Below are 16,004 nucleotides of genomic sequence, written 5' to 3' on the forward strand. Positions count from 1 at the left end.
GACACAACTGGATTCGAACCAGTGACCCCCACGATGTCAACGTGGTGCTCTAACCAACTGAGCTATGCGTCCGTCCGACGATTTATAAATGTAGCATAGCTTTTTATAAAAGTGCAAATAATTCTCGCTAACCAATGGAACTTAGAACTCGGCAACTAAGATGCAGAAACTCCATCGCTGTTGTCATCCGGGTCTGATAAAATAGCGAGGTTGTTCAGACAGAAATCGTCATTGAGCCAATCCATTGACATTCCTAAGCTTGATGCCTTAGCGCAAGAACTGGCGACTATCCAGCAAACAGGTTCCAAACGGATTGCCCTGCTGGGGTCGCGTCACGTTCCGATCACCCATCAAAATCTCATTGAGATGATGAGCTATGCCTTGGTTTTAACCGGGAATCGACTCATCACCTCTGGTGCTACCGGAACCAATTTTGCCGCCATCCGAGGGGCGATGCGAGCCGATTCTAGCCTGCTGACTGTAATTTTGCCCCAAAGCTTAGAGCGTCAGCCACGGGAATCGCGGGAGCAGTTGGAACAGGTAATGCATTTGGTAGAAAATCCCGAAAACGACAATTTATCGCTGGCTGAAGCCAGCGCTCTATGCAATCAAGAGATAGTTTCTCGGTGTCAGCAGCTAATCTGTTTTGCGTTTCACGACAGCCACACCCTGCTCAAAACTTGTCAGGATGCGGAAGAACAACGCAAAGTGGTGACTCTGTTCTACTTTGATTAAAAAGACGCGATGCATTAAGAGCGCTACCGCTGGCGTCTCTACAATAAAGCTATGATCCCAGTATCTGCTATTCTGCTCGACTGCATTGCCGCAGCCGCTGTTCTGATTTATATCCCCTTTTTGGTGGTGGGTTACGCCCGTGTGACTGTGGGGTATGACACGGCGGCTCCGCGAGCCATGTTTGATAAGCTGCCTCCCTACGGACAACGAGCCACTTGGGCGCACCAAAACTCGTTTGAAGCATTTATGATATTTGCGGCGGCAGCCCTGATGGCTTATGTGACAGGTGTAAATTCGCCCTTGGCAGCGATCGCAGCGATCGCCTTCGTTGTTGCCCGGTCATTATACTCCGTTTTTTATATTCTCAATGTCCCAATCGCGCGATCGCTAATGTTCGGCATCGGTACTCTGAGCAGTAGCACCTTATTTGTCCTCAGCCTACTTTCTGCCAATAGCAATTAGCGATTTTTCTAATATCAATTTAGCCAACCACTAACGATTCTTTATGGCTTCTACATACTCTTTTGATATTGTCAGCGATTTTGACCGGCAAGAATTGGTCAATGCCGTAGACCAAACTGAGCGGGAAATAAAAAGCCGCTTCGACCTCAAAGACACTAAAACTACCCTTGAATTAGGCGACGACGTTATTACAATTAGCACCGATAGCGAATTTACCTTGGATGCTGTTCATACCATCCTGCAAATTAAATCCGCCAAGCGCAACCTTAGCTTGAAAATCTTTGATTATGGCAAAATTGAACCGGCTGGCGGTAATCGCATTCGGCAGGAAATCAAACTGCGTAAAGGACTCAGCCAGGAAATCGCTAAACAAATCACCAAACTAATTCGGGACGAAATTAAAAAAGTGCAACCCTCAATTCAAGGTGATGCCGTGCGAGTTTCTGCTAAATCCAAAGATGACTTGCAACTGGTAATTCAACGCTTGAAGCAGGAAGATTATCCGGTTGCTTTGCAATTTAATAACTATCGCTAAACGGTTTTTAAACGCAAATAACGCGGAGGTTTTGCAAAAATACGCAAAATTTTGGTTATTCTCTGCATTTTTGGAGTGGTTAAAACTTAGGGTGAACAGTGCCCTTGAGTTAACATCATTCTGAAAATAAAAGCCCAATTGCTTTGTGAAAATATCCCAGCAAGACAATACAGATGAAGTTATTCCTTGCTGCTCTTGGTGCAGTCATCATTGGTTACGTGCTGGGATACTCTGTCAAAATTATCCGTCAAAGTAATGAAGCCTTAGTAGAGCGCTTGGGTCGATACCATCGAACTCTGAAACCAGGTATCCACTTTATCTTGCCTTGGCTTGATACGATTGTCTATCAGAATACAACCCGCGAACAGGTTTTGGAAATTGAGCGCCAGCCAGCGATCGCAAAAGATAATGTGTCCCTGGAAGTCGATGCAATTGTGTATTGGCGCATCCTAAATTTAGAACGCACTTATTACACTGTTGAAAATATTGAGATAGCGTTAAAAAACTTGGTTATCTCTATCCTGCGCTCTGAAATTGGTCGAATTAAGCTAGAGCAAGCGGTTCATTCTAGAAGCGAAATCGCTCAAACTTTATTGCAGCAATTAAATGAGGCGGTTGCGAATTGGGGGATCAAGATTACCCGTGTCCAATAGGATATTGCTTTTTTAGAAAAATACTGGAGCCTCTGAAATTGGGAAAGCTGCTGAAATTAAGACTAGAACCTGCTAATGTCTGAGCCAGAGGAGAAATGGATAAACAACCAAAAATCGACCGCCAGCGAGAGCATCAAGCCAATGAGCGGACATTTCTGGCTTGGTTGCGTACCTCAATTGCATTGATTGGATTTGGGTTTGCTTTAGCTCGCTTTGGTTTATTTCTACAGCAACTGCAAACCGCCGTCACAGGTCAGGATAGCACTTCTCACTCGTTCATCAGTTCCCAGAGCCTTGGCATCAGTCTGGTGGTTGCTGGCATTGTCCTAATTGCCTTTGCTGCATGGCGCTACAACCAGGTTTTTTGGCAAATTGAGCGTAGCGATTATCAGGCAAATCGTCTGTTTGTCTGGATAACGGCTGGAGTGGTGATGATTTTAGGTGTCCTCAGTATCCCTGTCCTCCTCTGGCGACAGCTACCCGTTCCTCATACTCCCTCTTCTAGCAAAAGTGGTAAAGTTTATCGCCAGCTTAAGCAGCCTGCTGCCTCTTTTGCACAAACTGTAAAGCACCAAAATTTTTAGAAAAAGTGCCTTTCTTTTTATTTGCATCAAAAAAGTGAATCAAAATTATTTGAAAATCGTAAAGTTTGTTTTTGAAAGTCTAAAAAACTTTACTTTGAATTAAGGAGTTTGAAAATCAGGGTTGGCGAAATCCTGCAATTTTATTTATGTGTTTTATAATTTTAAGGGTATCAAGCTGATAACTTAATTAAGTTTTCAGCATTCAATAGATGTGATGGGATATTTAACTACGAGTTTGGATTATTTTTAAATCGGTGATTCAAATCACATCTAGGCATACAAGAACCAGATGAGATGCGGGTTTTAAACTCTTGATTTAACGTGATTTGGTGCAGAAAAGCTTAGTTTGCATCGCTGCGAATTCTATTTGAACCGGCTCTGGTGCAAGATGTAAATTGAAGCAACAAATATTTAACAATACAGCTAAATTTCTTGGGACGGAAACGAACTTTAGCAAGGTTTATTTTCAGTAAATGAGAACAATATTAAAAGATGTTTCGGTGAAAATACTGAGGCTTTTTGAGCGGGAATAGACTCAGATAGAATCGAGTTAACAATAAATACTTGTGAGGGTTATGATGTCGAGAGTATTAGTCGTCGATGATGTGCCGACTGAACTAGAGATGATTTGCCGAATTTTACAAGAAGCGGGGATGGAAGTGGTGAGAGCGAGTGATGGAGAGGAAGCGATCGCTCGCATCCAGGAGAAGCCACCCGACCTCGTGATATTGGATGTGGTCATGCCACGAATGAACGGATTTGAAGTGGTGCGGGAGTTACGAGAGAACGAGGAAACCAAACACTTACCTGTCGTGTTTTGTACGCAAAAAAATACAGAGATTGATAAAGCTTGGGGAATCGAGCTGGGAGCCGATGCTTATGTAAGTAAGCCACTTGAGGCGAAACAGTTTATTAATCTGGTGCGACGCCTTCTCTAAGAATTAAAAATTAAAAATTAAAAATTAATCAATAATTATAATTTTTAATTTTACATTTTTAATTGTTTATGCCTCGCCAATTCGTTCTCTTTGGTCAAGACAAGAGCCTGTTTGCAGTCGAACTAACAGCAGTCAGAGAAGTGCTGGTTTTGGGCGATCAGACCATTACCGCTGTTCCGAATACGCTTCCTTTTTTATTGGGTTTAACCAATCTGCGAGGGGAAATTCTGGCAGTAGCAGATTTTGGTCGGTTCATGGGTGCCGACCCTGTGGAAAGTCACGAAGCTCGGAGTCGGATTTTAGTCGTAGAAGCGCCCGACCCGCGCGATATCAATCTCCCATCGATGCGGATGGGATTAGCAGTTTCTCATGTCGAGGGTGTGCTATCTCTCGATCCCGATCAAATTGTCTCGGCAGCAGAGGTGAGTGAGGAACTGGCTCCTTTTTTGCGAGGCTTATATGACTGTCAGGGACGCTTACTCATGATTGTGGATGTAGAAGCGATCGCGCATTCGGATCGCTGGTAAATCATAGATTGCCGGAGCCATAAGATGGAAAGTTCATATCAGCCGATAGAGGTGCCTCAGTCTTCCGACCTCATCGGGACACTTCAATCCTTTTCTAAAAAAGCCACTATAGCAGTCATTGCAATCGGTTGTGCGGTACTACTAGGTTGGATGTTTAACATTCCCATCCTGAAAAGCATCTTGCCAGGTCTGGTGACGATGAAAGCAAACGCAGCGGTGTGTTTTATCCTCAGCGGTACATCGTTGTGGTTGTGGCACCGTTATCCCGCTGACGAGTCGAAGCGCCGCTTGGGACAATGGTTTGCCGGGATCGTTATGGTCGTCGGTTTGCTCACGCTGATGCAGTATGTTCTGGGGTGGGATTTCGGCATTGACCAACTTCTGTTCAAGGCGTCGTCAGACACCTTTGGCACTTCCTCCCCTGGTCGGATGGCTCCCAATACTGCCCTTAATTTTTTGATGTTGGGGGTGGCTCTACTGCTGTTTCTCGGCCCCTATATTAATTATCAAGCCGCTCAAATTCTTAGCTTAGCGGCATTCTCAGTCGCCTTGCTGGGGGTACTGGGCTACCTTTATGGCGTGAAATCCCTCTATGGGATTAGCTCTTACACCCAAATGGCATTGCACGCAGCAGTGGGATTTGCGCTTCTTAGCACCGGCATTCTGTTTGCTCGTCCAGATCGAGGGGTGATGGCAGTTGTCACCAGCCAGAATGCAGGGGGTATGATGGCGAGGCGGATGTCACCGGCTGTACTTGGAATTCCGCCACTTTTAGGTTGGATAATCTTAGCCGGGTACCGGGCGAAGTCTTTGGAAACCGAGATCGCCATCTCGGTTTTAGGTAGCTTGAATATTATTGTTTTTGCCGTTCTGATTTGGTGGAATTCTCGAAACCTGAATGGCATTGATATCAAACGCCAGCGCGCAGAAACGGAACTTCGCACCCTGAATCAAGAACTCGAACAACGCATTGATGAGCGCACGGCAGAATTAACGGAAGCGAATCAAGAACGCGATCGCTTCTTTACTCTCTCTCTTGACCTGCTGTGTATTATCGGATTTGACGGCACTTTTAAGCGCCTCAATCCTTCATGGACAAGAATCCTGGGCTTCGCGGTCGAGGAACTTTTGGCTCAACCGTTTATTGAGTTTATCCATCCAGATGACCGAGACAAGAGCTTAGCCGAAGCCGAAAAACTGACTATTGGTTCGCAAGTACTGTATTTTGAAAATCGCTACAGGTGTAAAGATGGCTCCTACCGATGGTTAGCGTGGACTGCGAACGCGGCTGCTGAAAATCAAGTGATGTACTGCATTGCCCGTGACATCACCTCAAGCAAGCAGGCAGAAGCAGCGCTTCGGGAAAGTCAAGAACGCCTAGAGGCAATCATCGACAATTACACAGCCGTCATCTATCTCAAAGATTTGGAAGGTCGTTACATTCTGGTCAATCGCCAGTACGAACGCCTCTTCCACACGACCAAAGAGCAGGTTATTGGCAAGACTGACTACGATTTCTTCTCGAAAGAAATCGCTGATGCTTATGGTGCCAACGATCGCCAGGTACTTGAAACCGGAACTTCTTTAGAAATGGAAGAGGTTGCACCTCAAGATGACGGACTCCACACCTACCTTTCCACGAAGTTTCTCTTAAGAAATTCGACAGGAACTACTTACGCCCTCTGTGGGATTTCCACCGACATCAGCGATCGCAAGCGGACAGAAGAAGCATTGCAGCAACAGGTGCAGATGCTGGATTTAGCCAATGACACCATAATGCTTCGGGATCTCGACGATCGCATCGCTTACTGGAATCAAGGCGCAGAAAGGCTCTACGGCTGGGCAAAGGAAGAAACCGTAGGACAATACATCCACGCATTTTTAAAAACCATCTTTCCCCAACCCGTCGAGGAAATTAAAGCCGCGTGCCTGCGGGATGGACGTTGGGAAGGTGAACTCATCCACACCAAGCGCGATGGGACACAGATCGTTGTCGCGAGTCGCTGGACATTGCAACGGGAGGAATCCGGTCAGCCTAAAGCGATCCTAGAAATCAACAATGACATTACTGAGCGCAAAGCTACTGAGGAAACCATCCGTCAGAACGAGGAAAGGTATCGCTCATTGATCGTTGCCACCTCGCAGATAGTCTGGGCGACAGACGCCCAAGGACAAGTGGTTGATATGCCAGCTTGGAGAGCGTTTACAGGTCAAAGCGAGGAACAAGTGAAAGGCTGGGGATGGTTGGATGCCGTGCATCCAGAAGATCGCGATCCCACTGCTCGTATTTGGAATAAAGCCCTTGAAACGAAGAGTCTCTATCAGGTTGAGTATCGTATCCGAGCCGCAGATGGCAGCTATGGATACTTCTGGGTTCGCGGGATTCCCGTCTTAGCAGAAGATGGTAGTATCCGCGAGTGGGTTGGCGTCTGCACCGACATTAGCGATCGCAAACAAGCGGAAGCAGATTTACAGCGAACAGCAGCAGATTTGGCTCGTTCCTCGGCTGAACTTCGGCAGCAAACCAGTATCTTGCAATTAGTACTCAACAGTATGGGTGAGGCAGTCATCGTCGCCGATGAAACCGGAAAGTTTTTACTGTTCAACCCCGCTGCGGAGAAAATGTTCGGATTGGGTTCAGGAGATGCCCCCCCCGATCGATGGTCAACGCAGTATGGCTTGTTTTTGCCCGATACCGTGACCGTTTACCCAACCGCAGATTTACCGATGACAAAAGCGATCCGAGGCGAAGCCGTTGACGACGTAGAGATGTTTACTCGTCATCCTGGTATACCAGAAGGTTTGTGGGCAAAAATTAACGGCAGACCGCTGAAGGACGACAACGGTGTCCTCAAAGGCGGGGCGATTGTTTGTCGCAACATCACTAGCGACAAGCAAGCCCAAGAACGTTTACAACAACTCGCCAAGGAGCAGGAACGCCTGCTGCAAGAACTGAAAAACCGGCAAAATGCCCTTGATGAATCGGCGATTGTCAGCGAAACCGACTTAAAAGGAACCATTACCTATGCTAACGAGCGGTTCTGCCAAATCTCTGGATACACCCAGGAAGAACTAATGGGGCAAAACCATCGCATCGTTAACTCTGGCTACCACCCGAAATCCTTTTTCCAAGACTTCTGGGCTACGGTTTATCGGGGCGGTGTATGGAAAGGAGAAATCAAAAATAAGCGCAAAGATGGTTCTTTGTATTGGGTTGACACTACAGTGTCCCCAATCTTTGACACTAATGGCAATATCATCAAATATATCGGGATTCGCTTCGACATTACCCAGCAAAAAGAAGCGGCTGATAGACTTATCAAATTAGCAGAAGAGCGAAAAATTGAGGCAGATTCTCTAACTCAACAAGTCGTCAAGCTTTTGGGTGAAATTAAGGGTGCAGCCAAGGGAGATTTAACGGTTAAAGCTCAAGTCACCAATGACATCTTAGGAGCATTAGCAGACTCTTTCAACTACCTTGTCACCTCTTTACGGAAAGTGGTCATTAATATCCAAGATGCAGCCGCTCAAGCTAATCAAGCCACAACTGCATCGATTGGTAACACTAACGAACTCGCACAGCAAGCTCGCACCCAAGCCTTGCAAATTGAGTCCACCTTAAAACAAATTGAGCGGATGCTCAACTCGATTAAAGATGTCTCAGATGCTGCAAAACGAGCCGAACAAGTGGCACAGCAAGCTGCTACCACAGCAGAAATGGGAGGACAAGCGGTAGACCGTACAGTTGATGGAATTAACGAACTCCGCCAAACGATTGCCGAAACTTCAAAAATGATGAAACGTTTAGGTGAAGGGTCGCAACAAATTGGCAAAATTGTAACATCTATTTCGCAAATTGCTTCTCAAACAAACTTGCTGGCATTAAATGCCACAATTGAGGCAGCACGCGCCGGAGAACAAGGACAAGGCTTCGCAGTCGTAGCGGAGGAAGTTCGCAAGCTAGCAGAACGCTCTGCCTCAGCAACCGAAGAAATATCGGAGATTGTGAAGACAATTCAAGATGAAATTAGTCGGGTGATGAGGGCAATGGAATCCGGTACTCAACAAGTTGTTGAAGGAACGCACATTGCCGCAGCTGCCAAGACGAATCTGATTGCGATTATTGAAGTCAGCCGCGAAATTAATGCTTTGGTACAAAACATTACTCGTGCTGCTCAAAAACAGACAATTTCGGCAGAAGAAATTGCAGGCAGTGTGAAGCAGGTGAACGTTATTTCTACCAACACTGCCCAAAAAGCGGAAGACGTAACGAATTCACTTGGTGGGTTAGCTGTTGTCGTGAATAAACTCCAAAGTTCAGTGACAAACTTCCGCTCGCAATAAGCAGTCAAGGATTCAGAACCTCACTCCAGCACCCCTTATCGCTTTTTGGCGAGGGGTGCCGGAGGGAAACAGAAAAATGCCAGACCAATCAAATGGAGTAATTAAAATTAATAACTTCATTTTTTATTTAATATCATTGCGATTTATGTTTACAGTAGGCAAGTTCTTTAACTAACAATTAAGCAATAACTAGTATATTTGATATGTAGCATTGTTACAAAGATGGAAATTAATTAAATAAAATCCAAAGTCACGTTTAAAGGCTGACTTATTTAAAGGGAAAAAGTATGAATTCGGATGATTTCAATGAGCTAATCGGTATTTTTGTAACTGAAACTCAAGAATTCTTGCAATCTCTAGAAGCCAATCTGTTATTGATAGAAAGCAGCAATGAAGTTGAAGCGCGATCGCAAGCGGTTCAAAACCTATTTCGAGCTGCCCACTCGATAAAAGGTTCGGCTTTGATGTTTGGTTTTGAAACCTTATCGACAGCGGCTCATTGCCTGGAAGATAGCTTTGCAATTCTGCGCGATCGCGCTGATTTATCCCAAATCAATCCAACGACGATTACCGCTTTGCTGCAAGGGGTCGATCTCCTGAGAACCATTGCCAACCAAGTCTGTCAGCCGGAAGCCAAGGATAATGGAGCAACAATGCAGGCAACCTCTGTAGCTGAAGTGGAAGCGATCGCCCAAATTCTAGCCCAGCTAGAAAATCAGTATGCTAAGCCCGCTGCTTCCAGTAATGGCTCTAGCCTTAACAATCGGGCAAACCTGCAAACTATTAAAAGAATTTTTGAACAAGATTTACTTCCGGTTTTTAACCATTTGGAAACGGAACTTTCTCAAGTTAAATTAGAAACTTTAGAGCAAACAATAGCGACACTTAACCAAGTCTATTACCAACTTTCAGGGGTAGCTGGGATGCTTCAACTGGCAGAGTTTGGGCAAATTGTTGAGTATTTGAGAACTTTGATCGATACCCCTCATTTGAGTGTAGAACTCCTCCAAAAACAGGGATGGGAAATTGCCCAAAACTTGCAATCTGCCCGCACTCAGCTATTGCAGGGAGAAGCCATTACTATACAGCCTTTGAATGGGACTGAGCTAAAAGGACTGAGGACTGAGGAACCAATACTCTCCACTCCAGAATCACCAGTTGATGATTCCTCGACACCCTTCAGTAATAGAACTGAGGTGACAGGACTCAGGACTGAGGAACCAGCCATCTCCACTCCAGAATTACCAGTTGAGGATTCCTCGACACCAGCCTCAGCCCTCAGTCCTCAGTCCCCACTCAGTCCTCAGTCCTCAGCCCTCAGTCCTCACTCAGTCCTCAGTCCTCAGTCCTCAGTCCTCTCTCCTCAGCCCTCAGCCCTCTCTCCTCAGCCCTCACCCAGCCCTCAATCCTCACCTGTTTCTTCCCCCACAGGTTGGCAACGCCCGACGATTCGCGTAGATCTAGAACGCTTAAGCGAATTAGTGAATTTGGTGGGCGAATTGGTGATTAACCGGACAAATTTGGAACTACAAGAAACTCAACTACGCACTGAAGCGAAGCGCATTCGGAAGAGTATTGTAGCTTTAAATCAATTTGGAACGCAGCTCCGAGAAGAATATGACCGTCTTAGCACTGAAAATAGCAAAAGCGATCGCCCAAAAACCACAAATCTTGCTTCTATTAAATCTTTGCCCTCGACTTTCGACTTATTGGAATTAGATCAATATACAGAATTTCACTCCACCGCTCAATCTGTGATTGAAACGACCGAAGCGATCGCGCTATCGGGAACGAAGATTGACGAAATCGCGGTGAAATTTGAACGCAGCACCGATCAACTCCGCCGGATCACCGACCAGTTGCGATCGCGTGTCATGCAACTGCGAGTCGTCCCCTTCAGTCGCGCAGTCGATCACCTCCCTCGCGCTTTGCGGGATCTGTGTCGCTTGCACAACAAAGAAGTCAATCTTCTCCTCCTGGGACGAGACACCACCATTGATGAAAGCCTGCTAGACGCCCTGCGCGACCCCCTAGTGCATCTGGTGCGAAATGCCTTCGATCACGGCATCGAAACTCCCCAAGCCCGCCTCGCCCTGGGGAAACCCCCCAGCGGTCAAATCGAAATTGAAGCCTTTCACCAAGGCGGACAAACCATCATTACCATTACCGATGATGGACGAGGAATTGACCCGGAAGCCATCCGCGCCAAAGTCGTGGCAGGCGGCTTTGTGGCAGCCGAACAAGCTGACGAACTGTCGATTGCCGACCTCTACGAATTCCTCTTCTGGCCTGGTTTCAGCACCACCAGAGAGGTCACGGAACTTTCTGGTCGGGGGGTGGGGCTGGATGTGGTTCGCACCAATCTGCGGCAGGTACGGGGGACGGTCAAAGTAGATTCACGACCGGGCAAAGGTACTAGCTTTATCCTGAAATTACCACTCATGCTATCGATCAGCGACGCCTTAATGGTTAAAGCAGATCGCAATACGGTAGCAATCCCTCTAGACGCCGTAGAGGAAATTCTCCACATTCAAGGGCATCAGATTCAAATGGCTGGGACGCAGACCATGTTGTGGTGGCGAGAAGAATTTATCCGCCTAGTGCGTTTGCAAGAATTACTTCACTATAGTGTCCCTCATCCCGACGGCCCCTCTCCCGACCCCATTGCCCAGGACTATATCCCGGTGATGGTTTTAGCTTCCAGTGAAGGTGTTCTCGCTGTAGTCGTGGAACGTCTCATCGGTCAACAAGAAGTCGTGGTAAAAGCCCTACCGCTTCCCCTCTCAAAGCCTCGCGGGATTGTTGGTTGCACGATTATGGGAGATGGTCAGGTCGTAACGATTTTAGATGTGGACGATCTAATCGGGCAATTTTATACTCAAAGCGGCACCACAATTTCAGTTGATAATAAATCAGATTTAGGGACACGACATAGCACGCCACTCCTTGCCCCGACAGGAAGTTCTCAACCCCAAATTTTGGTCGTCGATGACTCTTACACGATTCGGCAGTTACTCTCGCTAACGCTAATTCGCGCCCGTTACCGAGTCGCGCAAGCCAAAGATGGTCAAGACGCTTTATCTAAATTAGAGGAAGGCTTAAACTGCGATTTAATCATTGCCGATATTGAAATGCCCCGGATGGACGGATTTGAACTGTTGCGAAATCTAAAATCCCAGCCTCAATTTGCCTCGATTCCCGTTGCCATGTTGACTTCCCGGAGTGGGTTCAAACACCGTCAGATGGCATTAGAGTTAGGAGCGATTCAATACTTTACTAAACCTTACAACGAAGTTCAGTTATTAGAAGCGATCGCTAAATTAATTAAACATTGAAGAACTTATGAATCGCCGATTTCGGACTAAAGCTCTCGTCTCAACTCGTGTTTCCAAGCGAAAACTGGTTTCGTTTCAGATGGGAAGCGAACAGTACGCGATCGCAATTGACCGAGTTCAGCGCGTTCTCAAAGCATTTACACCCCATGCTGCCCTAACCAATGGTCGCCGGTTAATGGAATACGAACAGGAAGCGATCGCGCTTATCGATCTATCGGCGCTATTTCTAAAATCCCACGAAACAGACTACCACTATCTAATTGTTTGCACCATCAAGCAAAAAGAAAAATTAGGTATTCCCGTCTCTGAAATGCCTAAAATATTAGAAGTATCAGAAGAAAAATTTGAGAAAATTCCAGCTTTTTATCAACCCGAAGATTTACCCGTCGCTATTGAACAAATTATCCACGCACCTGAGGGTGGTCTCGTATTCTATCTCAATTTAGATCGCCTATAAGTAGGCAAAATTAAGTATTTTTAGATGGATAAGCGATAGCGTAAACTATGCAGACATTAGGTTTTCTCGCGTTTTAACTTACTGTCTAGATAGCAATTCTAATTCATTTATTAAGTCTTGGATCTCTGCGCTTACTTTTCCCTGGCGCTCTATATAGCGCTAACGTGCATGGCTGATGAAAATCAAGTTCCTGGCTAATCGCAAAATTCAGGTTTATCCAACTCAAATTTAATTTTCCCAGTCCGTTTTAACGGGCTTGAGCGATTAGCCAGGAACTTAAGTTCCTGGCGGGATGAAAGCGTAGCGAGACTAACTTACAGCCCAGACATTACTTCTCTCGCTGCGGCCAAAGTGCGGTCAATATCTTCATCTGTGTGTGCCAGAGAAGTAAATCCAGCCTCAAACTGAGAAGGTGCCAGATATACGCCCCGCTCTAACATTCCGCGATGGAAGCGGCTAAACTTGTTCGAGTCAGACTTTTTAGCATCTTCGTAGTTATGGACTGGCCCTTGAGTGAAGAACAAGCCAAACATCGCGCTGATGCTACCGCCGCAAGCCGCATGACCTGTTTCCTTAGCAATTTGCAGCAAACCATCACTGAGCTTCTTTGTCATCTTGTCTAACTGCTCGTAGCTGCCTGGTTTTCGCAGCAATTCCAGCGTTTTGATTCCGGCAGTCATCGCCAGAGGATTCCCCGAAAGCGTCCCGGCTTGATACACTGGCCCGGCTGGAGCAATCATCGACATAATATCGCGGCGTCCACCGTAAGCACCCACCGGCAAGCCACCGCCGATTACTTTACCCAGCGTTGTCAAGTCAGGGGTAATCCCAAATCTCTCCTGTGCCCCACCGTAGGCAATCCGGAAGCCGGTCATGACTTCGTCAAATACGAGTAACGCGCCATTTTCTTGCGTAATCATTCGTAAACCTTCCAGGAAACCCGCGTCCGGCGTAATAAAGCCAGCATTGCCCACCACTGGCTCTAGAATCACCCCAGCAATCTGGTCGGGGTTTGCGTCAAATAAAGCTTTGACGGCTTCCAGGTCATTGTAGGGGGCGGTGAGCGTGTTGCTGGTTGTCGTCTTGGGAACGCCTGGAGAATCCGGCAAGCCGAGGGTAGCGACGCCGGAGCCAGCTTTCACCAGGAACATATCGGCGTGACCGTGATAGCAGCCTTCAAATTTAATTAACTTGTCGCGTCCGGTGAAAGCTCGCATCAGGCGCAGAACTGCCATGCACGCCTCGGTTCCGGAGTTGACAAAGCGCACCATTTCAATGCTGGGTACGGCGTCAATCACCATCTCTGCCAGCACATTTTCCAACACGGAGGGGGCACCAAAGCTGGTGCCTTTTTCCAGGGCTTCGTGCAAGGCACTAATCACTTCTGGATGGGCATGACCGCAAATCGCGGGTCCCCAGGTGCCAACGTAGTCGATATATTGGTTGCCATCGACATCCCAGATATAGGCACCTTTGACGTGGTCAAAGACGATGGGTTGTCCTCCCACCGATTTAAACGCCCGGACTGGTGAACTGACACCTCCTGGCATCAAATGTTGAGCAGCGGCGAATATTTCTTCTGACTTGGTGGTTTTCAAATTTGTAGAAGTAATCAATGTTATCTCCTCGTTTTGATGATAAAATCTCTGCCTCAAGATAGGCGGAAGCTGCGATCGCAGAGATTACGCTGTTCAATTATCCTACTGAGGGTAATGCCAATCATGTCCTACCAAACGAATCAGAATTTACCTGTGAGTGTTTGCTCTTGTTTCTGGAAGGCAGCCTAGGAGTTCCGATCGGGTAGCATTCAACTTGGTAGTTCGATTCAGCGATTCAGTTCGACGGTTCAATGGTAGCTTCGATGGTAGACAGAGGACTTCAAGGCTCACAAGGTTCTCATTTACGCTGTCAGAAGTCAATCAGCCAGCCTGGTTAGCCAGCTTAAATAGCATCTTTGGCAAATGCCTGGAACTGCTTCTTGCAACCTCTTATTCACTTTAGCGAACAACCCGGAAGAATATCTGAGGCATCTAGAACGGGTGCTGAGCAGTTGGTGGTGAGGAGTGATATCTTGTACAAGTGAGTCATTTGTACTGAAAATGCCAGCTGCTGAACCCTCTGCTTTAAGCCAATCCATCCCTGTCGATCGAATCCGCTACAACGAGCAGGGACTGGTGCCAGCGATCGCGCAAGATTATCTGGATGGTACGGTCTTGATGATGGCTTGGATGAATCGGGAGTCGTTACAGAAAACGCTGGAAACGGGACAAGCTTGGTATTGGAGCCGTTCTCGTGGGGAGTTGTGGCATAAAGGGGCGACTTCGGGGCATTTACAAAATGTGCGAAGTCTCCGTTATGACTGCGATAGCGATGCGCTGCTGGTTACTGTGGAACAGGTGGGAGAAATTGCCTGTCACACCGGAGAACGCAGCTGTTTTCATCAAGTAGATGGGGAAAAAGCGCCGCCTCCCGCAGATACCTTGTCGGATTTGTTTGCGACGATTTGCGATCGCCGAGATAATCCTAGCGAAAGTTCTTACACCAGCAAGCTATTTGCCGGTGGAGATAACAAGATTTTGAAAAAAGTTGGCGAAGAATCTGCTGAAGTGGTGATGGCTTGCAAGGATGACGACAAGGACGCGATCGCGGGTGAGGTTGCTGATTTGTTCTATCACACCCTGGTTGCTTTAGCTCACCATCATGTTGATGTTAGAGATGTTTATCGCAAGTTGCAGGAACGCCGTCGATAATTGATTGGCGACCGATCTAGCCTAGCCATTGTTGGCGCAAAAACAACGATTGTTCACAGAACTAGCAACAAGCAAATCTATCTCAAAGCGTTTTGCTTGTTTACTGCAATAGGTACTGTCAAAATAGATTATTTCACGAGCATAAAGAATGTGCGGTAAACAAGGGCGATGTCCTCAAAGGACGACCTTCGGTTCGCTTCGACTTTAGTTGAATTGTAGAAGTGTAGTTTTCTGCAAAAATGAGATATTCCCGCAAAACTACCACAAGTGGCGATTGATGAATAAAAAGTGTAACCGGATTAAACGATTCACAAGTTTCTTAGCCTTCACCTATCTTTTGCTACTTGTACATTCTCCCCAGGTTAAAGCGCAGGATTCCTCAAATAATCTGGAAACTGCACCTGAGTTACTAAAAACACCGCCTAATCAAAAAAAGCCGACTGAAGTCTCAATTGGTATTTATATTACTAACTTCGCTAATATCGATCAAGCAAATGAAAGTTCTGAGATAGTTGGCTACCTATTTGCTACTTGGAAAGATCCACGCTTGGCATTTAAACCAAAAAAGGATGAAGAAAACACAAAATATTATAATATTGAAGATATCTGGCAACCCGGTCTAGAAATTATTAACTCTAAAGAATTTCGCGAACAAACTAACAATGATGTTCGTGTAGAAACAAA

At 46.4% G+C, this 16,004-nt stretch carries 12 protein-coding genes and 1 pseudogene; 12 read left to right on the plus strand and 1 reads right to left on the minus strand.

The annotated features are described in order from the left end of the window. Positions 1-231 precede the first annotated feature (231 nt). The 10 genes from NDA06_RS23620 to NDA06_RS23665 all read left to right on the plus strand — a co-directional run bounded on the left by NDA06_RS23620 (position 232) and on the right by NDA06_RS23665 (position 12,570). The gene (locus NDA06_RS23620; protein ID WP_190415828.1) at positions 232-735 is read left to right on the plus strand and encodes a DNA recombination-mediator protein A; all 504 of its coding nucleotides are present in this window, start codon (positions 232-234) and stop codon (positions 733-735) included. A 51-nt stretch (positions 736-786) separates the two neighbouring features. After that, on the plus strand, positions 787-1,197 hold the full coding sequence (locus tag NDA06_RS23625) for an MAPEG family protein (RefSeq protein ID WP_190985231.1): 411 nt from the start codon (positions 787-789) through the stop codon (positions 1,195-1,197). 43 nt (positions 1,198-1,240) lie between these two features. Next, entirely contained in the window at positions 1,241-1,732 is a 492-nt protein-coding gene (locus NDA06_RS23630) for a YajQ family cyclic di-GMP-binding protein (RefSeq protein WP_190985230.1), read from the plus strand. A gap of 173 nt (positions 1,733-1,905) precedes the next feature. Next, positions 1,906-2,385 (plus strand): paraslipin, encoded by a 480-nt coding sequence (locus NDA06_RS23635; protein WP_190434478.1) that lies wholly within the window; start codon positions 1,906-1,908, stop codon positions 2,383-2,385. 95 nt (positions 2,386-2,480) lie between these two features. Then, positions 2,481-2,969, plus strand: coding sequence for a DUF202 domain-containing protein (locus NDA06_RS23640; RefSeq protein WP_190434480.1), 489 nt, complete (start codon positions 2,481-2,483; stop codon positions 2,967-2,969). A gap of 575 nt (positions 2,970-3,544) precedes the next feature. Then, the gene (locus tag NDA06_RS23645) at positions 3,545-3,907 is read left to right on the plus strand and encodes a response regulator (RefSeq protein WP_242047392.1); all 363 of its coding nucleotides are present in this window, start codon (positions 3,545-3,547) and stop codon (positions 3,905-3,907) included. Between the two features lie 68 nt (positions 3,908-3,975). Then, entirely contained in the window at positions 3,976-4,434 is a 459-nt protein-coding gene (locus tag NDA06_RS23650; RefSeq protein ID WP_190415837.1) for a chemotaxis protein CheW, read from the plus strand. A 24-nt stretch (positions 4,435-4,458) separates the two neighbouring features. After that, positions 4,459-8,778: a PAS domain S-box protein gene (locus NDA06_RS23655; protein ID WP_190985229.1), complete on the plus strand. Its 4,320-nt coding sequence runs from the start codon at positions 4,459-4,461 to the stop codon at positions 8,776-8,778. A 287-nt stretch (positions 8,779-9,065) separates the two neighbouring features. Beyond that, a complete protein-coding gene (locus tag NDA06_RS23660) occupies positions 9,066-12,113 on the plus strand; it encodes a hybrid sensor histidine kinase/response regulator (protein ID WP_190985228.1) in 3,048 nt (1,015 codons plus the stop codon). A 7-nt stretch (positions 12,114-12,120) separates the two neighbouring features. After that, the gene (locus NDA06_RS23665) at positions 12,121-12,570 is read left to right on the plus strand and encodes a chemotaxis protein CheW (protein WP_190985227.1); all 450 of its coding nucleotides are present in this window, start codon (positions 12,121-12,123) and stop codon (positions 12,568-12,570) included. A gap of 314 nt (positions 12,571-12,884) precedes the next feature. Here NDA06_RS23665 and hemL read toward each other — a convergent pair whose 3' ends face one another. Next, positions 12,885-14,183, minus strand: coding sequence for a glutamate-1-semialdehyde 2,1-aminomutase (hemL, locus tag NDA06_RS23670; RefSeq protein ID WP_190415898.1), 1,299 nt, complete (start codon positions 14,181-14,183; stop codon positions 12,885-12,887). 486 nt (positions 14,184-14,669) lie between these two features. Here hemL and hisIE point away from each other — a divergent pair, with 486 nt between their 5' ends. After that, positions 14,670-15,320: a bifunctional phosphoribosyl-AMP cyclohydrolase/phosphoribosyl-ATP diphosphatase HisIE gene (gene hisIE, locus NDA06_RS23675; protein ID WP_190415845.1), complete on the plus strand. Its 651-nt coding sequence runs from the start codon at positions 14,670-14,672 to the stop codon at positions 15,318-15,320. A gap of 277 nt (positions 15,321-15,597) precedes the next feature. Continuing rightward, a pseudogene (locus NDA06_RS23680) lies at positions 15,598-16,004 on the plus strand (hypothetical protein); the annotation flags it as partial.

This window comes from Trichocoleus sp. ST-U1 (genome assembly GCF_039961835.1).
Taxonomy (GTDB): domain Bacteria; phylum Cyanobacteriota; class Cyanobacteriia; order Cyanobacteriales; family FACHB-T130; genus FACHB-T130.

Coding starts and splice junctions, on each gene's coding strand:
- NDA06_RS23625 (WP_190985231.1), top strand. CDS start 787: ATGATCCCAGTATCTGCTATTCTGCTCGACTGCATTGCCGCAGCCGCT.
- NDA06_RS23630 (WP_190985230.1), top strand. CDS start 1,241: ATGGCTTCTACATACTCTTTTGATATTGTCAGCGATTTTGACCGGCAA.
- NDA06_RS23635 (WP_190434478.1), top strand. CDS start 1,906: ATGAAGTTATTCCTTGCTGCTCTTGGTGCAGTCATCATTGGTTACGTG.
- NDA06_RS23640 (WP_190434480.1), top strand. CDS start 2,481: ATGGATAAACAACCAAAAATCGACCGCCAGCGAGAGCATCAAGCCAAT.
- NDA06_RS23645 (WP_242047392.1), top strand. CDS start 3,545: ATGATGTCGAGAGTATTAGTCGTCGATGATGTGCCGACTGAACTAGAG.
- NDA06_RS23650 (WP_190415837.1), top strand. CDS start 3,976: ATGCCTCGCCAATTCGTTCTCTTTGGTCAAGACAAGAGCCTGTTTGCA.
- NDA06_RS23655 (WP_190985229.1), top strand. CDS start 4,459: ATGGAAAGTTCATATCAGCCGATAGAGGTGCCTCAGTCTTCCGACCTC.
- NDA06_RS23660 (WP_190985228.1), top strand. CDS start 9,066: ATGAATTCGGATGATTTCAATGAGCTAATCGGTATTTTTGTAACTGAA.
- NDA06_RS23665 (WP_190985227.1), top strand. CDS start 12,121: ATGAATCGCCGATTTCGGACTAAAGCTCTCGTCTCAACTCGTGTTTCC.
- hisIE (WP_190415845.1), top strand. CDS start 14,670: ATGCCAGCTGCTGAACCCTCTGCTTTAAGCCAATCCATCCCTGTCGAT.